The following is a 24314-nucleotide window of genomic DNA, read 5'->3' as shown; positions in this document are numbered from 1 at the left end:
GCACCAATCATGCGGAAGAAACGGTTCAGTGCGCGTTGATTAGCAACGAACGGTGACGGGCCGCACGCGTTATGTGATGTGCTGGTGGCTGACGCCGACATCCGGCGCAAGGAAGTCCGGGGGCCGAGGGAGGGGAGCCGCATGGGGGCGGAGCAGATCCGGCGATGGGAATCGGGTGCCCTCGCGCACGCCGTGAGCGACCCCTTCGGGCAGGGCCCGCTGCCCTGGCTGCGCGGCAGCGAGAACTACTTCGACGACACGGGCCAGGTCGTCCCCTGGTACGCCGACCCCGATCTCGGCCGCGGCGGAGCCGGTGGCGGCACCCGTACCGCCGACGACGTCCACCGGCAGATCAAGGGCTTCGTGTCGCCCGGCGCCGCGGCCCCCGGCGAGGCGATCGACTTCCACATCACCGTGGATCCGCCGCAGCAGTTCTCGGTCGACATCTACCGCATCGGTCACTACGCGGGCGACGGCGCCGCGAAGATCACCACGAGCCCCCGGCTGTCCGGCATCGTCCAGCCGGCGCCGCTCGCCGCCGACCGCACGGTCTCGTGCCACCACTGGTGGCTCTCCTGGCGTCTGCAGATCCCCACCTACTGGTCGGTCGGCGCGTATGTCGCCGTCCTCACCACCGCCGACGGATACCGCTCGCACATCCCCTTCACGGTCCGCGACGACCACCCGGCGGACCTGCTGCTCCTGCTCCCCGACATCACGTGGCAGGCGTACAACCTCTACCCGGAGGACGGCCGTACCGGTGCCAGCCTCTACCACGCGTGGGACGAGCAGGGACGGCTGCTGGGCGAGGAGGACGCCGCCGTCACCATCTCCTTCGACCGCCCCTACGCGGGCGCCGGCCTGCCCCTGCACGTGGGCCACGCCTACGACTTCATCCGCTGGGCCGAGCGCTACGGCTACGACCTCGCGTACGCCGACGCCCGTGATCTGCACGCCGGACGCGTGGACCCCAGCCGTTACCGCGGCCTGGTCTTCCCCGGCCACGACGAGTACTGGTCGGTGCCGATGCGCCGCACCGTGGAGCTCGCCCGCGACACCGGCACGTCACTCGTCTTCCTCTCCGCGAACACCATGTACTGGCAGGTCGGCCTGGCCCCGTCGCCCTCGGGCGTCCCCGACCGCCTCCTCACCTGCCGCAAGCGCCGAGGCCCCGGAAAGCCCGCGCTCTGGCGCGAGGTCGACCGCGCCGAGCAGCAACTCCTCGGCATCCAGTACGCGGGCCGGGTCCCCGAGCCGCACCCACTGGTCGTGCGGAACGCCGGGCACTGGCTCTGGGAGGCCACCGGGGCCGCCGAGGGCGACGAGATCGACGGGCTGGTCGCCGGCGAGGCCGACCGCTACTTCCCGCGCACGACGCTGCCCGAGCACGAGAACCGCCTGCTGCTCGCGCACTCCCCCTACCGGGACGGCGACGGAGCCACCCGGCACCAGGAGACCTCGCTCTACCGGGCTCCCTCGGGGGCGCTCGTCTTCGCATCCGGCACCTTCGCGTGGTCCCCGGCGCTGGACCGCCCGGGTCACGTCGACGCCCGCGTCCAACGGGCCACGGCCAACCTGCTCGACCGGATCTGCAAGCGCGACTGAGCCGGCCGGGCGGCGGTGCACCGAGCGAACCGGGCGGCGGCGACCCCTGGCGGCGGGGACCGTCCGCATGCGGGACAATCGGAGGGACTCCTGGATCAACCTACGCGGAGGCAGCGTGTCCGGTTTCGTAGAAAAGCCCGAGCCCGTGCAGGTGCCGGGGCTCACCCACCTGCACGCCGGCAAGGTGCGCGACCTGTACCGGAACGAGGCGGGTGACCTCGTCATGGTCGCCAGCGACCGTATTTCCGCGTACGACTGGGTCCTGCCCACCGAGATCCCTGACAAGGGCAGGGTGCTCACCCAGCTGTCGCTGTGGTGGTTCGACCAGCTCGCCGACATCGTCCCCAATCACGTCCTGTCCACGGAGATCCCCGCCGGGGCTCCCGCCGACTGGGCCGGACGGACACTGATCTGCCGGTCGCTGCGCATGATCCCCGTCGAGTGCGTGGCGCGCGGTTACCTGACCGGCTCGGGGCTGACCGAGTACAACGCGACGCGTACGGTCTGCGGTCTCGGCCTTCCCGAGGGCCTGGTCGACGGATCCGAGCTCCCGGGGCCGATCTTCACCCCCGCCACCAAGGCCGCCGTCGGTGACCACGACGAGAACGTCTCGTACGAGGAGGTGGCCCGCGAGGTCGGCACCGAGACGGCTGCGGCCCTGCGCCAGACCACGATCGCCGTCTACGGCCGGGCCCGGGACATCGCCCGCGAGCGCGGCATCATCCTCGCCGACACGAAGTTCGAGTTCGGCTTCGCGCCCACCGAGGACGGTGGCGAGGAGCTGATCATCGCGGACGAGGTGCTGACCCCGGACTCCTCGCGCTTCTGGCCCGCCGAGAGCTGGGAGCCGGGCAGGCCGCAGCCTTCGTACGACAAGCAGTTCGTGCGGGACTGGCTGACCTCGCCGGCCTCCGGCTGGGACCGGCACGGCGAGCAGCCGCCGCCGGCGTTGCCGCAGGAGATCGTGGACGCGACCCGGGCGAAGTACCTCGACGCCTACGCGCACCTGACCGGCATCAGCTGGTCCGCCGCACCGAAGAGGTGACAGCAGAAGGCCCCGGTCACGAGGACCGGGGCCTTCTGTACGGAGCGAACGACGAGGTTCGAACTCGCGACCTCAACCTTGGCAAGGTTGCGCTCTACCAGCTGAGCTACGTTCGCATGCGCCGTGGCGCGGTGCCTACTATACCCAACCTCGCTCCCGCGCGAGACGCACCGCCGCATGACGGTTCTCCGCTCCGAGTTTGGAGACGGCCGACGACAGGTAGTTGCGGACGGTTCCCTGTGAGAGGGAGGCCCGCTCCGCGATCTCCGCGACGGGCGCCCCGTCCGCCGCCAGTTCCAGTACCTCGGCCTCCCGGGCGGTCAGGGGCGAGTCCCCGGCGGATATCGCGTCGGCCGCCAACTCCGGATCCACATAGCGGTTTCCCGCGTGCACCGTGCGGATGATTTCGGCCAGCCGGCGGGCGCTGACCGTCTTGGGCACGAACGCCCGGACCCCCGCCGCGAGCGCGCGCTTCAGATGACCCGGCCTGCCGTGACTCGTCACGATCATGGTCCGGCAGCCGGGCAGTTCGGTGCGCAGCGATGTGGCGACCTTCACACCGTCCGCCCCCGGCATCTCCAGGTCCAGGACCGCGATGTCGGGGCGGTGCGCCAGCGCCATCGCGAGAGCCTCCGGGCCGGTCGCGGCCTCGGCGACCAGGACGATGTCGTCCTCCAGGGCGAGCAGCGCGGCCAGCGCGCCCCGGATCAGGTGCTCGTCGTCGGCCAGCAGGACCCGGATGGGCCGTGGTGCGGTGGTCATCGTTCCTCCAGCAGCGGCGCGGTGCGTTCCGTGGGTGACGGCAGCGGGACGGTCGCTGTGAGCCGGAACAGGCCGTCCCCGGCCGGCCCCGCCTCCAGCCTGCCGTCCAGCGCGCCCAGCCGTTCACGGAGCCCGGGCAGTCCCGAGCCCTCGCCGGGAGCGGCGACCGCGTCCGGCGGTGCTCCGTCGTTCTCCACGACCAGACGTACGGCGTCCTGTGCCGCCCGGAGCCGGATCGTGCACCGTCGTGGGTCGCCGTGCCGCAGCACGTTGGTGGCCGCCTCCCGCACGACCCAGCCGAGCACCGACTGGACGGAGGCCGGAAGCCGCTCCGCGCCGTGCGGGTCGCCGCCCTCGACCGCGCAGTTGATCCCGGCCGCCCGCAGGACGCCCTGGGCGCCCGCCAGTTCCGTACGGAGATCGGCCTCGCGGTAGCCGCGTACGACCTCGCGGACCTCCTGCTGGGAGACGCGGGCGATGCGCTGGACCTCGACCATCTGGTCGACGGCGGCGGGCTTGCCGCGCTGCGCCAGCTCCGCCGCCAACTCGCTCTTCAGCGCGATCACCGCCAGGTTCCGGCCGAGTACGTCGTGCATGTCCCGGCCGAACCGCAGCCGCTCCTCGGCGACCGCCAGCCTCGTCTCCACGTCCTTGGCGTCACGGAGCTTCTGCATCACCCCGAGTGTCCAGGCGGACAGCCGCACGGTGACGGAGGCCAGCGCACCGCTGAAACCGGACCCGAGGAAGGTCGCGAGTACGAAGGAACCGGTTCCCCCGGCCAGCCACGCACCGCCGCTCATGCCGGCAGCCATGACCGTCAGGCAGACACCGGACGCCCACAAGGGGGCGATCAGGACGAAGGACGTCAGGAATGGCCAGATCACGGCAGCGAGGGCCAGCCGCAACTCGGGGAACTCCTCGGTTCCGGCGTACCCGCCGAGTGTCAGGAGGCCTGCCGTGTTCATGAGCAGCAGGACGGCCGCGAGGGCGACCAGCCACCGGTCGACGGCCTGCCGGCCGAGGTAGCGGTCGAGGGCCCGGGTGACCAGCGGTGCCGAGCACAGGCCCTGCCCCACGCCGGTCAGGACCGTCGCGGCGATGAGCAGGGCGGGTGCGCCGGAGTGCCGTACGGGGCGCGTGACGGACAGGAGTGTCTGACAGAGGGTCATCGACCAGACCAGGGAGTGCATGGAGCCACGCGTGTAGAGATCGATCTTGGCGAAGCCGTCGCGCCTCTGCCATCCGCGCACCTGCGTCCGTACCCACACCGCTCCGCACCCCCCTGTATCCGCGGAGCTCAGCGCCGCGGGTCCCACCGGAACCACCGCTGGACAGCAAACACCGCGAGAACCGTCCAGGCCAGCGCGGTCAGTGCCGCACCCAGGGCGTCCCCGGCGGGAACACCGCCCAGCCAGCCGGCGCGCACCAGTGTCATCACCCCGGTCAGCGGCAGCAGTTCGCAAAGTGACGCGGCGAGGTCGGGAAGGATGTCCAGGGGTACGAACAGCCCTGAGCCCAGCAACGAGACGAGGAAGAGCGGCAGCGTGGTCAGCTGCGCGGTCTGCACCGTGCGCGTCAGGGCGGAGGTGGCCGCGGCCAGCGCGGTCATCAGCACGATGCCCAGCAGCAGCCCCAGAAGCAGCAGGTCGGGGCGGTGCGGTGCCGTCATGTCGAAGGCGAGTGTCCCCACGACGACGATCAGCGTGCCCTGGAGGAGTGCCAGCAGCCCGGCCGGGAGTGCCGTCGCGGTGAGGATCTCGCGGTCGGAGACCTCCCCCGTGCGCAGCCGCTTCAGCACGAGCTCCTCGCGCCGGGCGACGTAGGCGGCCACCAGGTTCATGTAGACGACCTGGAGCAGCACCATCCCGATGCCACCGCTCAGGGACGCCCCTGCCGCGGTCAGTCCGGAGCCGCCGAGATCCATCTCCTCCAGGGTGGAGCGCATCACATAGATCAGCACCACCGGCATCAGAAGGGCGAGGAAGACCGCCGTCCTGTTCCGCACGAAGAGTGTCAGCTCCGCCCGGCCGAGTGCGTTCAGCCGTCCGGCGACCGTGGTGCCCGTCATGCCGTCGCCATCCTTTCCGTCTCCACGTGCGTCTTGGCGATGTCGAGGAACGCCTCCTCCAGAGAGGCGGACCGGGCGTCGAGCCCGGACAGCTCCACGCCCGACTCCCGGGCCCAGCTGAGCAGTTCGTGGAGCGACTCCTGGAGCCCGTGGGTGCGGATGTCGATACGCGGACCGTCGGCAGCCGCTCGCAGCGACAGCGGGAGCTGCGCCGGGGCCACATCGTCCGGGAGCTCGAAGCGGATGCGCGCCGGGCGCTCGGCCGTCACCTCGCGGATCGTGCCCGAGGTGACGATCCGCCCCTGGTGCATGATCGCCAGCCGGTCGGCGAGCGCCTCGGCCTCCTCCAGGTAGTGCGTGGTCAGCAGGACCGTGGTGCCGCCCTCGCGCAGCTCCCGCACCAGTCGCCAGGTGTCGCGCCGCCCCTCGGCGTCGAGCCCCGTCGTCGGCTCGTCGAGGAAGAGGACCTCAGGCCGTCCCAGCAGGGCCAGCGCCAGGTCGAGGCGGCGGCGCTCCCCGCCGGAGAGCTGCTTGACCCGCACCCCGCCCCGCGTGGTCAGGCCCACGAGCTCCAGCACCTCGCCGCAGGGCCTCGCCCCGGTGGTGCAGCCCGCCCACATCCGGAGGGTCTCGGTGACCGTCAGGTCGGACGGGAAGCCGCCCTCCTGGAGCATCACGCCGATCCGGGGCCGCACCACCGCGCGCTCCCGGTACGGATCGTGGCCCAGGACGCGGACCGTCCCGCCGTCCGGGCGTGCCAGTCCTTCGAGCAGTTCGACGGTGGAGGTCTTGCCCGCGCCGTTCGTCCCGAGGAGGGCGAAGAGCTCGCCGGGTGCCACGGAGAAGGAGATTCCGGTCACTGCCTCGAAGCCGCCCGCATAACGTCGGCGGACGCCGTTCGCCTCGATGGCCGCGCCGGCGAGGAGGTAATCGTCGCTGGTCATGCCTGTAAGACTTCCGCCGGTCGGCGACCGTGGGCAGTGCGCCCTGTCATCGCTGCTCATGACATTCGTCATGGGTCGCCGAGGAGGACGACAAAGGCCCCGGTCGATATCGACCGGGGCCTTCGAAACAAGAGCGGACGACCAGGTTCGAACTGGCGACCTCAACCTTGGCAAGGTTGCGCTCTACCAACTGAGCTACGTCCGCATTGCTGCCACTCGGCTTTCACCGGTGGAGCGGTCACCACTCTACCCGATCCCCGAAGGGATGAGGTAAGGCGATGCAGAGCGGGTGACAGGAATTGCACACTGCGCCTTCCCCCTGGAAGGGGGATGTTCTACTACTGAACTACACCCGCACGCTGCGTCGGGACCGGCCTTTCGGCCTTGCCCTTCGGCGTGCTCCAGACTCTAGCCGACCTGCAGGGGTGTTGTGCAAGTCGGCTCTCCGGGGGAGTCGTTCCGGCGCCCCGGAGGTCGTACCGGAACGGCGCATACCGGACGCGGCCCTCAACTGGCGGCGTGGAACGCCTCGTAGACCTTCTTGGGGATCCGGCCGCGGGCCGGTACCTCCATCCGGTGCGAGCGGGCCCACGCGCGCACGGCCGCCGGGTCGGGGGCGACCGACGTGTGGTGGAACGCCACCGGGGCCCTGCCGTGCTTGCCGGCGGGTGTCTGCTTTCGGCCGGCCGCCATGTAGGGCGCGAGACTCTTGCGCAGTTTCTTTGCATTGGCGGGATTGAGGTCGATCTCGTACGACTTCCCGTCCAGGGCGAAGGTGACCGTTTCCGCCGCTTCTCCCCCGTCGATGTCGTCGGAGAGCGTAACCACTACACGCTGAGCCACGGATATCGGTCCTTTCCTACGGCACCGTCGCGTCCGGGATGCGACCGGCCTTCCGGCCGCTGAGGATGCGGATCGACTGGTGTCGACTGTTCCCGGGGCAATCCTGCTTTCCCCGGTAATCATTTGTACAGCGGTGGGAGCCGCATTGTGAAGCCCGGCCAATTACATCCGCGTGTCCGGGTGCAATCGGGGTGAAGATTTTTTCCCAGGACTTTTCCTCGGTGGTGTGGCCTTCGATATCGCGGTGTGATCAGGGCCTACCGATATCTACCCGCGTAGAATTTCTGGCCAGGTACGCTGAGTGGACCCGCGGGGATCTGGGGAACCCCTCGGAGACACAGCCGCACCACACCACCGGGAGTGCCAGTGGCACGCGTCGTAGTCGACGTCATGCTCAAGCCGGAGATCCTCGATCCGCAGGGACAGGCTGTGCAGCGCGCGCTGCCCCGTCTCGGCTTCGACGGAATCGCGGACGTACGTCAGGGAAAGCGTTTCGAGCTCGAGGTGGAGGGGCCGGTCGACGCCGCCGCCCTCGCCCGCATCGACGAGTTGGCCGAGACCTTCCTCGCCAACACCGTCATCGAGGACTTCACCGTGAGGGTCGAGACGGACGAGAAGTCCGAGGAGCCGAAGTGACCGCTCGTATCGGCGTCGTCACCTTTCCCGGCACGCTCGACGACCGGGACGCCCTGCGGGCCGTCCGGCTCGCCGGTGCCGCACCCGTACCGCTCTGGCACCGCGACAAGGACCTCCACCAGGTCGACGCGGTGGTCCTGGCCGGAGGTTTCTCCTACGGCGACTATCTGCGCGCCGGAGCCATCTCGCGCTTCTCGCCGGTGATGGAGACGATCATCGCGCAGGCGAAGGCCGGGATGCCGGTCCTCGGCATCTGCAACGGCTTCCAGATCCTGACCGAGGCGCACCTGCTGCCCGGTGCGATGCTGCGCAACAACCACCTCCACTTCATCTGCCGCGACCAGAGGCTGCGGGTGGAGAACGCGGAGACGTCCTGGACCTCGGACTACTCCGCGGGCCAGGAAATCTCCGTACCGCTGAAGAACGTGGACGGCCGGTACACCGCCGACGAGCACACGCTCGACGAGCTCGAGGCCGAAGGGCGCGTCGTCTTCCGCTACCTCGACGGAAACCCGAACGGTTCGCTGCGCGACATCGCCGGCATCACCAACGCCGCGGGCAACGTCGTCGGTCTGATGCCGCACCCCGAGCACGCCGTCGAGCCGCTCGTCGGCACCGGTGGCACCGACGGCCTCGGTTTCTTCACCTCGATCATCAAGAAGCTGGTCAACGCATGAGCCTGGACACGGTCAAGCACGCGGCCGAAACCCCGGACACCGAGCAGCCATGGAAGGAGCTCGGCCTCAAGGAGGACGAGTACGCCCGGATCCGCGAGATCCTGGGCCGCCGTCCCACCGGCGCCGAGCTCGCCATGTACTCCGTGATGTGGTCCGAGCACTGCTCGTACAAGAGCAGCAAGGTCCACCTCAAGCAGTTCGGCGAGAAGGTCCCCGCCAACGACGCGATGCTCGTCGGCATCGGCGAGAACGCCGGTGTGGTCGACGTCGGCCAGGGGTACGCGGTCACCTTCAAGGTCGAGTCGCACAACCACCCCTCGTACATCGAGCCCTACCAGGGCGCGGCCACCGGCGTCGGCGGCATCGTCCGCGACATCCTCGCCATGGGCGCCCGGCCGGTCGCGGTCGTCGACCCGCTGCGCTTCGGTGCGGCGGACCACCCCGACACCCGGCGCGTGCTGCCCGGCGTGGTCGCGGGCATCGGTGGATACGGCAACTGCCTGGGCCTGCCGAACATCGGCGGCGAGGTCGTCTTCGACGAGTGCTACCAGGGCAACCCGCTCGTCAACGCGGGCTGCATCGGTGTGATGAAGCACGAGGACATCCACCTGGCCAAGGCCTCCGGCCCCGGCAACAAGGTCATCCTGTACGGCGCCCGTACCGGCGGCGACGGCATCGGCGGAGTCTCCGTCCTGGCGTCCGAGACCTTCGAGTCGACCGGCCCGGCCAAGCGGCCCGCCGTCCAGGTCGGAGACCCGTTCCAGGAGAAGCTCCTCATCGAGTGCACCCTGGAGATCTTCAAGGAGAAGCTCGTCGCGGGCATCCAGGACCTCGGCGGCGCCGGGCTCTCCTGCGCCACGAGCGAGCTGGCCTCCGCCGGCTCCGGCGGGATGCGCGTCGAGCTGGACACCGTGCCGCTGCGCGACTCCTCGCTCTCGCCCGAGGAGATCCTCATGAGCGAGTCGCAGGAGCGCATGTGCGCGATCGTCGAGCCGGACAAGGTCGACCGCTTCCTGGAGATCTGCGAGAAGTGGGACGTCATCGCCACCGTCATCGGTGAGGTGACCGAGGGCTCGCAGCTGGAGATCTTCTGGCACGGCGAGCAGATCGTCGACGTACCGCCGCGGTCCGTCGCCCATGAGGGCCCGACGTACCACCGCCCGTTCGCCCGCCCCTCCTGGCAGGACGCGCTGCAGGCCGACGACGCCGGCAAGCTGGCCCGCCCGGCGAACGGCGCCGAGCTGCGTGAGCAGGTCCTCAAGCTGGTCGCCTCCCCGAACCAGGCGTCCAAGTCCTGGATCACCGACCAGTACGACCGCTTCGTGCAGGGCAACACCGTGCTCGCGATGCCCGAGGACGCCGGCATGGTCCGGATCGACGAGGAGTCGAATCTGGGCGTCGCCATGGCGACCGACGGCAACGGCCGCTACGCGAAGCTCGACCCGTACACGGGGGCGCAGCTGGCGCTCGCCGAGTCCTACCGCAACGTCGCCGCGTCCGGTGCCAAGCCGCTCGCCATCTCGGACTGCCTGAACTTCGGTTCGCCCGAGGACCCGGACGTCATGTGGCAGTTCGCCGAGGCCACCCGCGGTCTCGCGGACGGCTGTCTGGAGCTGGGCACCCCGGTCACCGGCGGCAACGTCTCCCTGTACAACCAGACCGGTGAGACGGCGATCCACCCGACGCCGGTCGTGGCCGTCCTCGGTGTGATCGACGACGTCACCCGCCGTACGCCGATCGCCTTCGCGGAGGAGGGCCAGCTCCTCTACCTGCTGGGCGACACGAGCGAGGAGTTCGGCGGCTCGGCGTGGTCCGAGGTGATCCACCGGCACCTCGGCGGGATGCCGCCCAAGGTCGACCTCGGCCGCGAGAAGCTGCTCGGCGAGATCCTGATCTCGGCCTCGCGCGACGGCATGATCGACGCGGCGCACGACCTCTCCGACGGCGGTCTGGTCCAGGCGGTCACCGAGTCCTGCCTGCGGGGCGGGAAGGGTGCCCGGCTGGTCGTGCCGGACGGTCTCGACGCGTTCACCTTCCTCTTCTCGGAGTCTGCGGGGCGCGCGGTCGTCTCGGTCCCCCGCAGCGAGGAGCTCCGCTTCAACGACATGTGCGGGGCGCGCGGTCTGCCCGTCACCCGGATCGGTGTCGTGGACGGCGAGGAGATCGAGGTCCAGGGCGAGTTCAGCATTCCGCTGAGCGAGCTGCGCACGGCGCACGAGGGGACCCTGAAGGGTCTGTTCGCCTAGTTCCGCCTTCGCCGAAGCCCCCGTCCGGGTTGCCCGGGCGGGGGCTTCGGCATGCGGTGCGCTACCCGTTGATTGATATTACGTAATTACGTAAGGTGGTGGGCATGGAGCTCGAGGAGCGTGTGGCCGAGCTGGAGCGCCGGATCGCGGCCCTGGAGTCGGTCGCGGACCGCGGGGCGCCCGAGCTGGGGGACGGCGACTTCTGGGCGCTGGACGGGCTGAAGGACCAGCTCGGCAGGGTCGGGGACGCCGCCGCCGACGGCGGAGTGCTCTTCACGGGCGCGGTCCGGCTGCCGGCCGGCGAGCGGTACGAGTGGCAGTACGGCGCGCTCACCGCGGGGCTGCTGGGTAACGGCGAGGACCGCCCGGACTGGTCGGAGGCCGCCGAGCCCCTGGCCGCGCTCGGCCACCCGGTACGGCTGCGGCTGCTCCGCGAGATCCTCGGCGGCCGCCGCACGGCCGCCGAACTGGCCGAGCTGGACGAGACGGGCACGACCGGCCAGATCTACCACCACCTGCGCCTGCTCACGGCTGCGGGCTGGCTGCATGCCGCGGGCCGCGGGCGCTACGAGGTGCCCGGCGCGCGGGTCGTGCCGCTGCTGGTGGTGCTCACGGCCGCCCGGCCCTGAAACCCGCACGCCGAGATCGAGGGGGACACATGTCCGTACGCAAAGGCATGTCCGTACGCAAAGGCGCGATGATCCTGTACCGCTGCTGCTGGCTCGCCTTCGTCGCGCTGGTGGTGGTGAGCGTCCTCGCCGATCCACTGGTCCCGTACGGGGTGACCTTCGTCCCCGCGGCGCTCGCGGTCGTCATCGGTCTCCTGGTGGGCCGGCGCAGCCGTGCGGAGCGGGGCAAGGCCCGGCCCGCCGTCGAGATCGGCCCCCCGGTGACCGGACGCTGGGTCGCGCTCAGCAGCCCGGCCGACAAGGTCCCCAGCCACGGCACCCACGGGTACGGGCAGACGTACGCGATCGACATCGTCGCCGAACCGGAGGAGGGAGGCCGCCCGGGTTTCCGGTGGCTGTGGCCGCTCGCCCGCCCGAACCGTGACTTCCCGGCCTTCGGCGCCCCCGTCGTCGCGGTGGCGGACGCCACCGTCGTGCACGCGAGCGACGGGCAGCGCGACCACCTCAGCCGGACTTCGGGACCGGCCCTGGCCTATCTGATGCTGGCCGAGGCGTCCGTCCGTGACATGGCCGGCGCGCGTGCGATCGTCGGCAACCACGTCGTGCTCGACCTCGGCGACGGCACCTACGCCGCGTACGCCCACGTCCGGCGCGGTTCGCTCCAGGTGAAGGCGGGGGACACCGTCCGGGCCGGTCAGCAGCTCGCGCAGTGTGGCAACTCCGGCAACTCCACGGAGCCGCATGTGCACTTCCAGTTGATGGACCACCCGGACCTCGACGTGGCGCGGGGTATCCCGTTCACCTGGCGGGGCATCGGCGTCCCGGCCCACGGCGAGGCCTTCACGGCCGCCGATGCCCCCGGTCACGGCTGACCGCCCGGACTGCGGCGCGTCGTCCTCCGTGGCTCGTCCTCCGCGGTGCGGCGGAGGACGACCGGAGCGGGGGGCGGGTGCACACGCCGGTGCCCCGTGCGCTGTCGGTGGCGCCGGTTACTCTCGCCTCTATGCCACCGGCCAAGAAGCGCCCCCGCGCCTACGACGTCGCCAGGATCCGGACCGCGGTCCTGGCCCAGTTCGCCCACGTACGGGAGTGCGTCACCGGCCTGACGCCCGAACAGCTGGAGCAGCCCGGGCCGGGTGAGTGGACCGTACGCGACCTCGTGGCGCACGTCGCCATGACGCTGGAGCAGGTCAGCCGGGCCATGGAACTGCCGGAGCCGGCCGGTGGGCCCAGGCCGGAGATCACCCTGCTGGAGTGGCCGTTCTCCACCGCGGGGAACGCGGCGGGGATCGCCGACCGCACACGCGCCCTGGCCACGGCCCACCCCGACCTCGACGCGCTGTACGCGGAGACGGCCACCCGGTTCGCCGAACTGGTGCCCGCCGGCGCCGGCGACCGGCTGGTCACGACCCGGGCGGGGACGATGCGCCTGGGCGACTTCCTGGTCACCCGCACCGTCGAACTCGTCGTCCACACCGACGACCTGCACCGGGCGACCGGCCTCGACGTCCCGTACGACCGCCAGGCTCTCGCCGCCTGCACCCGGCTGCTCGCCGACGCGCTCGCGGACAGGGCGCCCGGCGGCTCCGTCGAGGTGCGTGTCCCGCCCTTCGCCGTCGTCCAGTGCATCGGCGGGCCCAAGCACACCCGGGGCACGCCTCCCAACGTCGTGGAGACGGACCCGCTCACCTGGATCCGCCTGGCCACCGGGCGTACGCGGTGGGCGCAGGCACTGGACGAGGCGCGGGTCAGTGCCAGTGGCGAGCGGGCCGACCTCGCCCCGCTGCTCCCGCTGATGGGCTGAAGGGGAACCGGATCGCCGGGTCGATCCGTCCCATCGCCATGCACACACCACGTATGGCCGTCAGCGTCCTGGCCCTCCTCACCCTTGCCGCCTGCGGTACGGAATCGGGCTCCGGAGCAGGATCCGGGGACTCCGGGGACGGCAGCGGCGCCGTACGGACAGAGCTGCCCGTGACCGGTGTCCACTGGAACGTCTCCTCCCTGACCGTCGACGGGAGGAGGACCACCGCCCCCGCAGACGCCCACGTCGAGATCGATCCGAGCGGGAAGGCCACCGGCAGTCTGGGATGTAACCGGTTCACCGCCGACGTCCGTGTGGACGGCGACAAGGTGACCGTCGGGTCCGGCACCACCACGGAAATGGGGTGCCAGGAGGATGTCCAGCAGTTCGAGACGGCGCTGGGGCGCGCCTTCAGCGGAGAGCTCGAGGCCGCTGTGACGGGCGGGGGCGAGCACAAGGAACTGACCCTGACCACGGCAGAGGGTGACTCCATCGCCCTGACCTCCGAGCCCCCGGCGCCGCTCACCGGCACCGCCTGGAAGGTCACGGGGCTGGTCTCCGGCAAGGTCGCGACCTCGTTGCCCGCGGGGACGGAGAACCGTGCCCACCTCACCTTCGGCAAGGGCGGCTCGGTGGAGGGCGGCCTCGGCTGCAACTCCTTCCATGGCAAGGCGGCGGTCTCCGGCTCCACGATCACCTTCGGACCGCTCGCCTCCACCCGGAAGATGTGCCCGGGGCCGCGGATGGAGCTGGAGCGCGCACTGCTCGGTGTGCTGGAGGGGAAGACGGCGTACAGCATCGGTCACCGTTCCCTCTCGCTCACGGCGGAAAGCGGCAGGGGGCTCCGCGCGACGGCCCCGGCGGCCAAGGACTGACCGTCGACCCGAACCGTCGGGGGCCGAACCGCGTGCCGGAGCCGGGCCGACCGGCTTCTGACCGGCCCGGATCCGCACCCGACCGGCCCGGATCCGCACCCGACCGGCCGGGACCCGCACCCGATCGGACGGGACCCGCACCCGACCGGCCGGGACCCGCACCGGGCACGCGCGGCGGTGGCGGCTCAGGAAGCCGTCGGATAGGGGAGCAGGCCCGCGTTCGTCCTCTCCCACGACGCCCGTAGCTCGGCCAGCAGCTCAGGCTCGGCAGCCGCCCGGTCGGCCTGTTCGCGCTGGTCCTCGGTCAGCCGGAAGAGCTGGTCGGTCCCGCTACCGCCCCGGTAGTACTTCCAGTCGCCGCGCCGCAGCGCCCGCTCGCCGCGCACCCGCCAGAACAGGTCCCGCTCCTTCGGCCTCTCGTCCCGCAGCAGATACCCGGCGAGGCTGATGCCGTCCAGGGGGTAGGCGGGGTCCGGCCGTGCACCGCCGAGCTCCAGCAGGGTCGCCGTCCAGTCCGGCGAGAACACGGGGAGATCGCTGACCTGGTGACCGTCGATGCGCGCGGGCCAGCGCAGCACCGAGGGGACCCGGATGCCGCCTTCCTGGAGTGAGCTCTTGTTGCCGGACAACGGCCAGTTGTAGGAGAAGCGCTCTCCGCCGTTGTCGCTGGCGAAGAAGACCAGGGTGTCCTCCTCCTGACCCGACCGCTTCAGGGCCTTCAGCACCTCGCCGACCGAGCGGTCCAGGTCCTCCACCATCTCCGTGTACTTCTCGACGGAGCCACCGTCGGCATTCCAGAGGGCGGCCCGGTCGCCCGCCTTGATCCGGCGGACGATCTCGGCCGAAGCCTCCGTGTCCCCGTCGGCGATCCAGGGCCAGTGCGGGGTCGTGAAGTTCAGGTTGAGCAGCCACGGCTTGTCGTGGTCGCGCTGCACGTACTCGCTCGCACGTTCCGTCAGGATCCGGGTGTAGTAGCGGAGGTCCTTGTACGCGGCGTCCCCTTCGTAGAGGTCGTACTCCCCACCCAGGCCGAGTTTCGAGTAGTACTCCAGGGCTCCGCCGAAGTTGCCGAAGAATTCGTCCCAGCCGGATCTGGTCGGGCTGTAGTCCGGCAGGTATCCGCAGTGCCACTTGCCGATCAGGGCGGTCGCGTAGCCGGCGCCACGCAGCAGGGACGCCAAGGTCGGGTGGGTCGTTTCGAGTCCCGCCGACTTGTCGGCGATGGGCTCCGCGAGCCCGCCCTTCGTACGCCCTGGGTAGCGGCCCGTGTAGAGGCTGAAGCGGGTGGGGGAGCAGGTCGCGGACCCGGAGTAGGCGTCCGTGAACCGCACGCCCTGACGCGCGAGTGCGTCCAGGTGGGGGGTACGGATGTGCGGCGCCCCGTAGGAGGAGAGATCCGCCCACCCGAGGTCGTCGCCGAGGATGAACAGGATGTTGGGACGGCGCGCGTGCCTGCCCCGGGCGGCGCGGAACGGCCGCTCCCGCGTCACGCCGTCGGACGCCGCCGCGACCGCGGGGGAGGCGGCCTGCAGGGCGACGGCGGCCGTGGCGGCGGTCGCCCCCACGGCGGTGGTGAACGTGCGACGGCTCAAGGGCTGGGTGCCGGACGGGCGTGTACCGGACGTTGTGCTCGCACTGGTATTCGATTCGCGAGAGGGCATGAGGTCTCCTGGGCGGGCCTCGGGCGCCGGTCGGTGCGACGCGCGAGAGAGGGGAACGCGACGGGACCCGCCGGACAGGGGCGTGCCTGGAGGCACGCCTCGCCGTGAGCGGGCACACAGGGAGAAGAGGCACGGCTCTACCGAAGAGAAGTCCTACGGAAGGCTTCGGGAGCGGGGCAGACTCAGCCGCGGCGACAGATGGCGCTCGCGACACGTCCGAGATCGACGTGGCGGCGCGCTACGAGCGTGACCGAGTGGTCACCGAGAGGCTGCATGAGCCAGGAGCCTGCCAACAGGCCATGCGCCTGTCAACGCTGATCTCGAATCGCGGACGGGAGTCCCAGTATCCGGAGCCTCCGGGCTGGGGACGCTTCCAGGGGGCGGGTGCTTCGAGAGGGGAGCGCCTTCGGGGCCGCCGGGGCGGGAGGCGGGATGCCCTCAGAGGGGTACGAAGGTTCGAGAGAGGCGTCCGGCGCTCCCCGTCCGGCCCTCGCCGGTGTGAGGCTCGCCACGAAACGAGCGTTCGGCCTCCCCCGGCCCCGTCTCGCCCCCGGCTCACCGAGTGCCACGACGAGGGCCCGCGCGGGCATCGGGCCGAAGCCGGCCCGGACCCGCCGGTAACCGCCGCCCATCCCGGCATCGGCCGTCCTGCGGGGGTCCGGGGCGCGGGGGGAGGATCCGCCCATGATCACCCGGAGTGATCGCCCGGAGCACCCTTCCGCTCCCGCGGAAACCGCCCCGCGGACTCGCTCCCGCCGGTGCCTGGACCCCTTCGGGGTGGTCACCCAATTCGGACCGGTGGTCGATCTCGCCTACACTCGGTGGCGTGCCTCGTGGTGATGGACGACTCAACCACGACCTGCTCCCCGGAGAGAAAGGCCCCCAGGACGCTTGCGGCGTCTTCGGTGTCTGGGCTCCGGGCGAAGAGGTCGCCAAGCTCACCTATTTCGGACTGTATGCCCTGCAGCACCGTGGACAGGAGTCCGCGGGCATCGCAGTGAGCAACGGGTCGCAGATCCTGGTCTTCAAGGACATGGGACTGGTCTCGCAGGTCTTCGACGAAACGTCTCTGGGTTCGCTCCAGGGCCATATCGCGGTCGGTCATGCCCGTTACTCCACCACCGGTGCCTCGGTGTGGGAGAACGCGCAGCCGACGTTCCGTGCTACCGCGCACGGCTCGATCGCCCTGGGACACAACGGCAACCTGGTCAACACGGCCCAGCTCGCCGAGATGGTGGCCGACCTTCCCCGGAAGGACGGCCGGGCCACCCAGGTCGCGGCGACCAACGACACCGACCTGGTGACCGCGCTGCTCGCCGGCCAGCGGGACGACGACGACAAGCCGCTCACCATCGAGGAGGCCGCCGCAAAGGTGCTCCCCGTGGTCAAGGGCGCCTTCTCACTCGTCTTCATGGACGAGCACACGCTCTACGCGGCCCGTGACCCGCAGGGCATCCGCCCCCTGGTCCTCGGCCGGCTCGAGCGTGGCTGGGTGGTGGCCTCCGAGTCCGCCGCCCTCGACATCTGCGGCGCCAGCTACGTGCGCGAGATCGAGCCGGGCGAGCTCGTCGCCATCGACGAGAACGGACTGCGCACTTCGCGCTTCGCGGAAGCGAAGCCCAAGGGCTGCGTCTTCGAGTACGTCTACCTGGCCCGCCCCGACACCGACATCGCCGGGCGGAACGTCTACCTCTCCCGGGTGGAGATGGGCCGGAAGCTGGCGGCCGAGGCTCCGGCCGAGGCCGATCTGGTCATAGCGACGCCGGAGTCGGGCACCCCCGCCGCCATCGGTTACGCCGAGGCCAGCGGCATCCCGTTCGGCGCCGGACTGGTCAAGAACGCCTACGTCGGCCGGACCTTCATCCAGCCGTCCCAGACCATCCGCCAGCTGGGCATCCGCCTCAAGCTGAACCCGCTCAAGGAAGTCATCAAGGGCAAGCGCCTGGTGGTCGTCGACGACTCGATCGTCCGCGGCAACACCCAGCGCGCCCTGGTAAGGATGCTCCGCGAGGCGGGCGCCGCCGAGATCCACATCCGGATCTCCTCCCCGCCCGTGAAGTGGCCCTGCTTCTTCGGCATCGACTTCGCGACGCGCGCCGAGCTGATCGCCAACGGCATGACGGTCGACGAGATCGCCACCTCCATGGGTGCGGACTCCCTCGCCTACATCTCGCTGGACGCGATGGTCGAGGCGACCACGATCGCCAAACCGAACCTCTGCCGCGCCTGCTTCGACGGCGAATACCCGATGGAGCTTCCGGACCCGGAGCTGCTGGGCAAGCAGCTGCTGGAGACCGAGCTGGCGGCCGGCCCCGCCGAGACCGCGGCGGCCGACGCGCTGCGTCGTCCGTGACCCGGACCGACCGGCTCCGTCCCCACCGGCCCAGTAATCCCACACGAAAGATCCCGGGCAATGTCTGAGACAACAGGTGCTTCCTACGCGGCGGCGGGCGTCGACATCGAAGCCGGCGACCGCGCCGTCGAGCTGATGAAGGAGTGGGTGAAGAAGACGCAGCGCCCCGAGGTCGCGGGCCTCGGCGGCCTGGGCGGGTTCGCCGGCCTCTTCGACGCCTCGGCGCTCAAGCGCTACGAGCGCCCGCTGCTCGCCTCCGCCACCGACGGTGTCGGCACGAAGGTCGATCTGGCCCGGCAGATGGGCGTCTACGACACCATCGGCCATGACCTGGTCGGCATGGTCGTCGACGACCTGGTCGTGTGCGGTGCCGAGCCGCTCTTCATGACCGACTACATCTGCGTCGGCAAGGTGCATCCCGAGCGTGTCGCGTCCATCGTGAAGGGCATCGCCGAAGGCTGCGTCCTGGCGGGCTGCGCCCTGGTCGGCGGCGAGACGGCCGAGCACCCGGGCCTGCTCGGCCCGGACGACTTCGATGTGGCGGGTGCCGGTACCGGCGTGGTCGAGGCCGACCGGCTGCTCGGCCCGGACCGTATCCGCAAGGGTGACGTCGTCATCGCGATGGCCTCTTCCGGTCTTCACTCCAACGGGTACTCGCTCGTGCGCCATGTGGTCTTCGACCGGGCCGGCTGGGCCCTGGACCGCCAGGTCGAGGAGTTCGGCAGGACGCTCGGGGAGGAGCTCCTGGAGCCCACCCGGATCTACTCCCTGGACTGCCTGGCACTGACGCGTACGACCGAGGTGCACGGCTTCAGCCACGTCACGGGCGGCGGCCTGGCCAACAACCTGGCCCGGGTCGTGCCGGAGGGACTGCACGCCACGGTCGACCGGTCCACCTGGACGCCCGGGGCCGTCTTCGACCTGGTCGGCAAGGCAGGACAGGTCGAGCAGCTGGAGCTGGAGAAGACGCTCAACATGGGTGTCGGCATGATCGCGATCGTGCCGGCCGACTCCGTGGACGTGGCGCTGACGACGCTGGCCGACCGGGGTGTGGACTCCTGGGTCGCCGGTGAGATCACCGACCGCGGTGACCACGTGACAGGCGCCGCTCTGACCGGCGGCTACGCCCGGTAGCTGAAGGACGACACGTCCGCCGGCCCCGTGCACCGGGCCGGCGGACGCGAGGGCCGCACCGCCCGTCCGGACGGGGACAGCACAGAACCCGGTCCGGGCAGGCCCGGACCGGGTTCTGTGTCAGCGCGAGGTCAAGCGCCGCGGCGCTGTGACGACGGACCGGACTGGCCGTCCTCGTCCGCATCCTCGTCGTCGTTGTACAGATCCGCGTACTGTGCGTACGGGTCATCTTCCTCGTCGTCGTCCTCGAACGGCTCGGCGTTCGGTGGTTGACTCGAAGGCGATGCGCCCAGCTCATTGGCCAGACGCGACAGGTCAGTCCCGCCGCTGCTGTACTTCAGCTGGCGGGCGACCTTGGTCTGCTTGGCCTTTGCCCGGCCGCGCCCCATGGCTCGACCCCCTCGGTGACGGGGCTCGACGGCCCCAGAGTCTTGACACGCGTTCATGTTTCAGGACGGACTCTCGGCTGAGAGACCGCGCCCGTGGCTTTAACGGTACCTGCTTCCTCGGCCATACGGTACGCCGCCCGCATCACGCGCCTTGCCGCAGGACCGCAGAGGAGCCCGTCCTCGCTGGTCAACAGCGATTTTAACCTCTTGCCGGTGACCGACCCGCCGACCGGGGTGAGTCTTGTCTCCCCACGCCCTCCCGCCCCCGCACGGCCGCCCTCCGACCGCCTTCGGCCCCCGTTCGCCCGGCCTCGCCGGATGCTCGGCGGAGGCGGAAGGCGGCGCTCGACGACGGCCCCTTCGGGCGTGCCTGACACCGGGCCGCGGGACGACGGTCCGGTGTCAGGGGCCGGCCCGGGGAGTGCGTGACGGGCGGGACGCGCCGATGGCCGCGGGGCGGCGTGAGCCGTCAGGGGCGGCGGGCTTCGGACATCCGCTGTTCGGCGATCCGGTCGGCGGCGGCGGCCGGCGGAATGCCGTCAGCCTTCGCACGTGCGAATATGGCCAGCGTGGTGTCGAAGATCTTCGCAGCCTTGGCCTTGCACCGGTCGAAGTCGAAACCGTGGAGCTCGTCGGCCACCTGGATCACACCACCGGCATTCACCACGTAGTCCGGTGCGTACAGGATCGAACGGTCGGCCAGGTCCTTCTCGACCCCCGGGTGCGCGAGCTGGTTGTTGGCCGCGCCGCACACCACCTTCGCGGTGAGTACGGGAACCGTCACGTCGTCCAGGGCGCCGCCGAGCGCGCACGGGGCGTAGATGTCGAGGCCCTCCGTGCGGATCAGCGCGTCCGTGTCCGCGGCGACGGCGACCTCGGGGTGCAGGTCGGTGATCCGGCGTACGGACTCCTCGCGCACGTCCGTCACGACGACCTCCGCGCCGTCGCCGAGCAGGTGCTCGACCAGGTGGCGGCCCACCTTGCCGACGCCGGCGACGCCGACCTTGCGGCCCCGCAGCGTGGGATCGCCCCACAGGTGCTGGGCGGAGGCGCGCATGCCCTGGAAGACGCCGAAGGCGGTCAGCACGGAGGAGTCACCGGCGCCGCCGTTCTCGGGCGAGCGGCCGGTGGTCCAGCGGCACTCGCGGGCGACGACGTCCATGTCGGCGACGTACGTGCCGACGTCACAGGCGGTCACGTAGCGTCCGCCGAGCGAGGCCACGAACCGGCCGTAGGCGAGCAGCAGTTCGTCCGTCTTGACGAGATCGGGGTCGCCGATGATGACGGCCTTGCCGCCTCCGTGGTCGAGGCCGGCCAGGGCGTTCTTGTACGACATGCCGCGCGAGAGGTTCAGCGCGTCGGCCACGGCCTCCGCCTCGGAGGCGTACGGGTAGAAGCGGGTGCCGCCGAGGGCGGGGCCCAGGGCGGTGGAGTGGAGGGCGATGACGGCCTTGAGGCCGCTGGCGCGGTCCTGGCAGATCACGACCTGCTCGTGGCCTCCCTGCTCCGAGTGGAACAGGGTACGCAGTACATCGACAGGCGCGCCGGTCACATCGGTCACTGTGGTGACTCCCAAGTACGAAGCGGCGGAAGACCCTCCTGAAGGTGGGGAGGGCCCCGGGCCGGCCTGTACGGCCGGTCCGGCTGGGCAAGACTGTAAGTCCTACGGGCCCGTAGATCTGTTTCAGTGCTCGGGATCACCCCCTGGCGGAGTACGGGCGTGACACGATTCGCCGCATGCCGGTGGTGTCCTCAGTGCTAGTCCCTTACACGTCCTACCTGCGGGTGTACGAGCCGCTCGCCGCCTTCCCCGAACCCGAACGCGGCCACTGGGCGCGCTACGCCCAGCGGACCGAGCTCCCCAGCGCCCAGGACGAACTCCGGCGCTCGCTCGCCGACTTGGTGCCCACCCCGCCGGTGGGCGTGCCCGTGCACGAAAGCGCCGACGCCTTCGTCGCGGAGGTGGACGGGGTCGTGTGCGTCTGCCCCTGGCGGACGCGCATGCGGGGCTGGATGGCCCTGGACGAACTGGGGGGTCTGTTTCCGGCCACGGTGCTGGACTCGGTGCTGCCGCCGGTGGTGCGGGGGCAGCAGGCGGCGGACTACGAGCGCTGGGCGGAGCGGAACCCGGACGCCCGTCCCTGGATCCGGACCACGGTGTGGCACGTCCCGGTGCGCTGGTTCGTCCTCTTCGACGACGAGGAGCGCGAATACGTGGCCGGGGACGCGGACGGCGTCCGGCCCCTGCTGCGCTACCGGACACCGATGGTGCAGGCGCGGCGCCGGCTGGCGCGGGCGCTCAGGACGCTGCGGGAGACGGTCGACGAAGGACCCCTGACCGAGGGGCTGGTGGATGTGGGGCGCTGGCTGGAGGAGTTCCATCCGCGCGCCCTGGTCGAACTGGACTACGGCGGCCTGGTCCACGCGCTGCCGGGGGAGCAGCTGGCGGAGGACCGGTCGGCCGCCGACGTGGCCGAGGGCATCGCGGCGCTGCGGGCCGGGGACACCGATGCGGCGGGTGTGGCGTACGGGCGTCTGGCCGAGCGGTGGCGGGCGGTACGGGACCGCCAATCGGCCAACTAGTCGGAAAGCTGTGCAAGTGCCAGTAACCGTCGCATAGACAGGCGATAGGGAGGGAAGAGACATCCTGTGCGGTGTCCGGCATTCAAGGGCACCGGGAGATCCCGGGAGTCTCCAGGCGCCCGGGAGGCACCCGTGAGGTGCCGAGGCGGCCGGGTGGAGGTGAACGGAGATGGCCTGACAGGAACTGACGGGCAGTGAACCGAACGCCCTGTGTGACGCGTGAGACAGGTGAGGTCGGAGATCGCTCCACAGGGCGCGGGACCTACGTCCCGAACCGGGCCTTTGCCTCAAGCGTGACGGAAAGCACTAACGGGGCCCTTGCGCCCTTCCCTACTCCTCATGCCAAAATAGGACAAGGGGTCCTGGGGAGACTCTGTCCGCCCAACTTTGGGTGGAATGCTCAGCATTGCACGCTATGGGGGGTCTGACGACTTCTGACGACTCCTGATCGCTCTGTGACTGATCGTTACTGGGGCGTGACTGTCCGCTATGGCATGGTCCATCGGCTTCCGTCGCTGATGAACACCTGGGAGGGCAATTCCATCGGTTTGGCCGACGTGGCCGGACGGATGGTGTAGTTGTAGTGCCGAGGACAAGCCGTTCGTCCTATAACCGACTCGGCCCGCGTCCGCCATTTCGGGCAACGCGGGTCAAGGTGCAGAATTTAGAGGAAAGAACCGAGATGGTTCGGTTCTCCCGAGGAGGCCGCTCATGACCGCTCGCACCCCTGATGCCGAGCCGCTGCTGACCCCGGCTGAGGTCGCCACGATGTTCCGCGTGGACCCGAAGACGGTCACCCGTTGGGCCAAGGCTGGCAAGCTCACGTCCATCCGCACGCTCGGTGGGCATCGCCGGTACCGCGAGGCAGAGGTCCGCGCACTGCTTGCGGGTATTCCGCAGCAGCGCAGCGAGGCCTGACACACCCCTGTCGCCGCAGCACAACCGGGTTACCGACGGGTCCCCCAACCCCCGGTACCCACTCATAGCTCCACACGACGGACGCCTGCCCCAACGGGCGTCATACCTGTGACACGAGGGTGCGTCGTTCGATCGCGCTGGACTCCGCCGGGTCCAGCGCGATCTTTTTTGTGTCCGCAGCCGCCCTGCGGGCGGTTCATGGCAGCGGTCGGGGCGTGCGGTGCCCGGCATCGCCCGGCGGCCGGCCCGGCGCCACGTCCTGAGCGGCGGACAACAGGCCGACGGGTCGGTTTCCCGGGGCCCTGCGCGCGGGTGTGGGCGTGCCTGTTCGGACCTGTTCGTCCGGGACCCGGACGTCGTGGGAGGGCTCGGGCGGAACGGCCCGGGATGTGCTCCCCTGAGGGGTGCAATTGCACATATTAAATTCGCCAGTTGTAGGAAGTGCGTAAAGTACCCCCCTGGCAAAACGAATTGGGTGACTCCCGTCACACCGGCGTGGTCTTGCCATCTACGAGCCTGCCACTTCCGGCGGGCGGATCGCTGCGGCCGATCGTCATGTCGTGGAGGGACTTCGGTCACCGCGGAGGTCACCGTCCGGGGTGCCGTCCCCCTCCTCGCGCTCCGGAGTGCGCCCCTCCCTGTCCTCCGCGGTGGCACCGGGCGGAGGGGATGCCTCTCCGGCCGGACCTGAGGGCCGGCCGGCGGGTTCCTGGGGGGCGGAGGAGGGGTCCGGCGCCCTGCGGGACTCGGGGCGCGTGTGCGGCGGCTGTGGGGCCGTCAGGGGCTCCATGGCGAGCAGCAGTAGGCGATGGCAGACCGGACAGCGACGGGTGAGGTGGCGGTAGCCGGAAGCGGCCGCCAGGTGGGCGCGCAGGAGCGCGCGGGTCTCGTGCCGTGCCGTGGACGCAGACATGCGTGCGACCTCCCGGAGGACCCGGCCGCCCGCACCGGGAAAACAGGGGCGACCTCTGTCCTACGGAGTTACCCGTGACGGACGCGGCCGTCAAGACGCACGAAAGCCCGGATCCTGGGGATCCGGGCTTTCGTCTACTGCGGTCCTGACGGGATTTGAACCCGCGGCCTCCACCTTGACAGGGTGGCGAGCACTCCAAACTGCTCCACAGGACCAGGTTTTCGCTGCT

General features: G+C 70.6%; 23 protein-coding genes and 4 tRNA genes. 13 read left to right on the top strand and 14 right to left on the bottom strand.

Annotated elements, in window-relative coordinates:
- Nucleotides 1-141: 141 nt before the first annotated feature.
- Together QFZ58_RS17470 and QFZ58_RS17465 are read left to right on the top strand one after the other, a co-directional pair.
- Nucleotides 142-1605, top strand: a complete 1464-nt coding sequence (locus QFZ58_RS17470; RefSeq protein ID WP_307128901.1) for a N,N-dimethylformamidase beta subunit family domain-containing protein — start codon at nt 142-144, stop codon at nt 1603-1605.
- Nucleotides 1606-1720: 115 nt separating this feature from the next.
- Nucleotides 1721-2650 (top strand): phosphoribosylaminoimidazolesuccinocarboxamide synthase, encoded by a 930-nt coding sequence (locus QFZ58_RS17465; protein WP_307125840.1) that lies wholly within the window; start codon nt 1721-1723, stop codon nt 2648-2650.
- Between the two features lie 43 nt (nt 2651-2693).
- On the opposite strand, the gene QFZ58_RS17460 is transcribed toward QFZ58_RS17465, so the two are convergent.
- From QFZ58_RS17460 to QFZ58_RS17425, 8 genes are all read right to left on the bottom strand, one after another.
- Nucleotides 2694-2766: transfer RNA gene (locus tag QFZ58_RS17460), tRNA-Gly, on the bottom strand.
- A gap of 22 nt (nt 2767-2788) precedes the next feature.
- Nucleotides 2789-3412, bottom strand: coding sequence for a response regulator transcription factor (locus QFZ58_RS17455; protein ID WP_307125839.1), 624 nt, complete (start codon nt 3410-3412; stop codon nt 2789-2791).
- Entirely contained in the window at nt 3409-4662 is a 1254-nt protein-coding gene (locus QFZ58_RS17450) for a sensor histidine kinase (RefSeq protein WP_307125838.1), read from the bottom strand. The genes QFZ58_RS17455 and QFZ58_RS17450 overlap by 4 nt, the downstream gene beginning before the upstream one ends.
- Nucleotides 4663-4709: 47 nt before the next feature.
- Nucleotides 4710-5480 carry an ABC transporter permease gene (locus QFZ58_RS17445; protein WP_307125837.1) on the bottom strand — a complete coding sequence of 257 codons (771 nt, stop codon included), beginning with the start codon at nt 5478-5480 and terminating at the stop codon, nt 4710-4712.
- Entirely contained in the window at nt 5477-6424 is a 948-nt protein-coding gene (locus QFZ58_RS17440) for an ABC transporter ATP-binding protein (protein ID WP_307125836.1), read from the bottom strand. Before QFZ58_RS17440 ends, QFZ58_RS17445 begins: the two co-directional genes overlap by 4 nt.
- 132 nt (nt 6425-6556) lie before the next feature.
- Nucleotides 6557-6629: transfer RNA gene (locus QFZ58_RS17435), tRNA-Gly, on the bottom strand.
- 79 nt (nt 6630-6708) lie between these two features.
- Nucleotides 6709-6780 (bottom strand) — tRNA-Gly (locus QFZ58_RS17430).
- Between the two features lie 151 nt (nt 6781-6931).
- A complete protein-coding gene (locus QFZ58_RS17425; RefSeq protein WP_307125835.1) occupies nt 6932-7267 on the bottom strand; it encodes an Lsr2 family protein in 336 nt (111 codons plus the stop codon).
- 366 nt (nt 7268-7633) lie between these two features.
- On the opposite strand from QFZ58_RS17425, the gene purS reads away from it, so the two are divergent.
- From purS to QFZ58_RS17390, 7 genes are all read left to right on the top strand, one after another.
- A complete protein-coding gene (gene purS, locus QFZ58_RS17420; RefSeq protein WP_307125834.1) occupies nt 7634-7903 on the top strand; it encodes a phosphoribosylformylglycinamidine synthase subunit PurS in 270 nt (89 codons plus the stop codon).
- Entirely contained in the window at nt 7900-8580 is a 681-nt protein-coding gene (gene purQ / locus QFZ58_RS17415) for a phosphoribosylformylglycinamidine synthase subunit PurQ (protein WP_307125833.1), read from the top strand. The genes purS and purQ overlap by 4 nt, the downstream gene beginning before the upstream one ends.
- On the top strand, nt 8577-10826 hold the full coding sequence (gene purL, locus QFZ58_RS17410) for a phosphoribosylformylglycinamidine synthase subunit PurL (RefSeq protein ID WP_307125832.1): 2250 nt from the start codon (nt 8577-8579) through the stop codon (nt 10824-10826). The genes purQ and purL overlap by 4 nt, the downstream gene beginning before the upstream one ends.
- Before the next feature lie 104 nt (nt 10827-10930).
- Nucleotides 10931-11455 (top strand): helix-turn-helix transcriptional regulator, encoded by a 525-nt coding sequence (locus tag QFZ58_RS17405; protein WP_307125831.1) that lies wholly within the window; start codon nt 10931-10933, stop codon nt 11453-11455.
- 47 nt (nt 11456-11502) lie between these two features.
- Nucleotides 11503-12327: a M23 family metallopeptidase gene (locus QFZ58_RS17400; protein WP_307128900.1), complete on the top strand. Its 825-nt coding sequence runs from the start codon at nt 11503-11505 to the stop codon at nt 12325-12327.
- A gap of 131 nt (nt 12328-12458) precedes the next feature.
- Nucleotides 12459-13259, top strand: coding sequence for a maleylpyruvate isomerase family mycothiol-dependent enzyme (locus QFZ58_RS17395; RefSeq protein WP_307125830.1), 801 nt, complete (start codon nt 12459-12461; stop codon nt 13257-13259).
- A gap of 53 nt (nt 13260-13312) precedes the next feature.
- A complete protein-coding gene (locus tag QFZ58_RS17390) occupies nt 13313-14134 on the top strand; it encodes an META domain-containing protein (RefSeq protein WP_307125829.1) in 822 nt (273 codons plus the stop codon).
- A 185-nt stretch (nt 14135-14319) separates the two neighbouring features.
- Here the strand turns inward: QFZ58_RS17390 and QFZ58_RS17385 are convergent, their stop codons facing one another.
- The gene (locus tag QFZ58_RS17385; RefSeq protein ID WP_373428561.1) at nt 14320-15726 is read right to left on the bottom strand and encodes a sulfatase-like hydrolase/transferase; all 1407 of its coding nucleotides are present in this window, start codon (nt 15724-15726) and stop codon (nt 14320-14322) included.
- 251 nt (nt 15727-15977) lie between these two features.
- Nucleotides 15978-16070: a putative leader peptide gene (locus QFZ58_RS34480; RefSeq protein ID WP_373428560.1), complete on the bottom strand. Its 93-nt coding sequence runs from the start codon at nt 16068-16070 to the stop codon at nt 15978-15980.
- Nucleotides 16071-16621: 551 nt separating this feature from the next.
- On the opposite strand from QFZ58_RS34480, the gene purF reads away from it, so the two are divergent.
- The gene (gene purF, locus QFZ58_RS17380; RefSeq protein ID WP_307125827.1) at nt 16622-18148 is read left to right on the top strand and encodes an amidophosphoribosyltransferase; all 1527 of its coding nucleotides are present in this window, start codon (nt 16622-16624) and stop codon (nt 18146-18148) included.
- A 60-nt stretch (nt 18149-18208) separates the two neighbouring features.
- Nucleotides 18209-19282, top strand: a complete 1074-nt coding sequence (purM, locus tag QFZ58_RS17375; RefSeq protein ID WP_307125826.1) for a phosphoribosylformylglycinamidine cyclo-ligase — start codon at nt 18209-18211, stop codon at nt 19280-19282.
- A 131-nt stretch (nt 19283-19413) separates the two neighbouring features.
- Here purM and QFZ58_RS17370 read toward each other — a convergent pair whose 3' ends face one another.
- Both QFZ58_RS17370 and QFZ58_RS17365 read right to left on the bottom strand, forming a co-directional pair.
- A complete protein-coding gene (locus tag QFZ58_RS17370) occupies nt 19414-19671 on the bottom strand; it encodes a DUF3073 domain-containing protein (RefSeq protein ID WP_031097368.1) in 258 nt (85 codons plus the stop codon).
- Nucleotides 19672-20140: 469 nt separating this feature from the next.
- Nucleotides 20141-21232: a Glu/Leu/Phe/Val dehydrogenase dimerization domain-containing protein gene (locus QFZ58_RS17365; protein ID WP_307125825.1), complete on the bottom strand. Its 1092-nt coding sequence runs from the start codon at nt 21230-21232 to the stop codon at nt 20141-20143.
- A gap of 176 nt (nt 21233-21408) precedes the next feature.
- Here QFZ58_RS17365 and QFZ58_RS17360 point away from each other — a divergent pair, with 176 nt between their 5' ends.
- Nucleotides 21409-22254 carry a hypothetical protein gene (locus QFZ58_RS17360; protein ID WP_307125824.1) on the top strand — a complete coding sequence of 282 codons (846 nt, stop codon included), beginning with the start codon at nt 21409-21411 and terminating at the stop codon, nt 22252-22254.
- A 711-nt stretch (nt 22255-22965) separates the two neighbouring features.
- Nucleotides 22966-23172, top strand: a complete 207-nt coding sequence (bldC, locus tag QFZ58_RS17355; protein ID WP_003949541.1) for a developmental transcriptional regulator BldC — start codon at nt 22966-22968, stop codon at nt 23170-23172.
- A gap of 553 nt (nt 23173-23725) precedes the next feature.
- On the opposite strand, the gene QFZ58_RS17350 is transcribed toward bldC, so the two are convergent.
- Nucleotides 23726-24085, bottom strand: coding sequence for a DUF6274 family protein (locus QFZ58_RS17350; RefSeq protein ID WP_307125823.1), 360 nt, complete (start codon nt 24083-24085; stop codon nt 23726-23728).
- Nucleotides 24086-24225: 140 nt separating this feature from the next.
- Nucleotides 24226-24300, bottom strand: a tRNA-Asp gene (locus QFZ58_RS17345).
- Between the last annotated feature and the right edge of the window lie 14 nt (nt 24301-24314).

Origin of the sequence: Streptomyces sp. B1I3 (assembly GCF_030816615.1) — a bacterium.
Classification (GTDB): domain Bacteria; phylum Actinomycetota; class Actinomycetes; order Streptomycetales; family Streptomycetaceae; genus Streptomyces.
This window is presented reverse-complemented; position numbering and strand designations above follow the sequence as displayed.

Bases quoted from the DNA above. Each gene is read 5' to 3' on its own strand.
- QFZ58_RS17470 (WP_307128901.1), top strand. From the start codon at position 142: ATGGGGGCGGAGCAGATCCGGCGATGGGAATCGGGTGCCCTCGCGCAC.
- QFZ58_RS17455 (WP_307125839.1), bottom strand. From the start codon at position 3,412: ATGACCACCGCACCACGGCCCATCCGGGTCCTGCTGGCCGACGACGAG.
- QFZ58_RS17445 (WP_307125837.1), bottom strand. From the start codon at position 5,480: ATGACGGGCACCACGGTCGCCGGACGGCTGAACGCACTCGGCCGGGCG.
- QFZ58_RS17440 (WP_307125836.1), bottom strand. From the start codon at position 6,424: ATGACCAGCGACGATTACCTCCTCGCCGGCGCGGCCATCGAGGCGAAC.
- purL (WP_307125832.1), top strand. From the start codon at position 8,577: ATGAGCCTGGACACGGTCAAGCACGCGGCCGAAACCCCGGACACCGAG.
- QFZ58_RS17405 (WP_307125831.1), top strand. From the start codon at position 10,931: ATGGAGCTCGAGGAGCGTGTGGCCGAGCTGGAGCGCCGGATCGCGGCC.
- QFZ58_RS17400 (WP_307128900.1), top strand. From the start codon at position 11,503: ATGTCCGTACGCAAAGGCGCGATGATCCTGTACCGCTGCTGCTGGCTC.
- QFZ58_RS17395 (WP_307125830.1), top strand. From the start codon at position 12,459: ATGCCACCGGCCAAGAAGCGCCCCCGCGCCTACGACGTCGCCAGGATC.
- QFZ58_RS17390 (WP_307125829.1), top strand. From the start codon at position 13,313: ATGGCCGTCAGCGTCCTGGCCCTCCTCACCCTTGCCGCCTGCGGTACG.
- QFZ58_RS34480 (WP_373428560.1), bottom strand. From the start codon at position 16,070: ATGCAGCCTCTCGGTGACCACTCGGTCACGCTCGTAGCGCGCCGCCAC.
- purM (WP_307125826.1), top strand. From the start codon at position 18,209: ATGTCTGAGACAACAGGTGCTTCCTACGCGGCGGCGGGCGTCGACATC.
- QFZ58_RS17370 (WP_031097368.1), bottom strand. From the start codon at position 19,671: ATGGGGCGCGGCCGGGCAAAGGCCAAGCAGACCAAGGTCGCCCGCCAG.
- QFZ58_RS17360 (WP_307125824.1), top strand. From the start codon at position 21,409: ATGCCGGTGGTGTCCTCAGTGCTAGTCCCTTACACGTCCTACCTGCGG.
- bldC (WP_003949541.1), top strand. From the start codon at position 22,966: ATGACCGCTCGCACCCCTGATGCCGAGCCGCTGCTGACCCCGGCTGAG.
- QFZ58_RS17350 (WP_307125823.1), bottom strand. From the start codon at position 24,085: ATGTCTGCGTCCACGGCACGGCACGAGACCCGCGCGCTCCTGCGCGCC.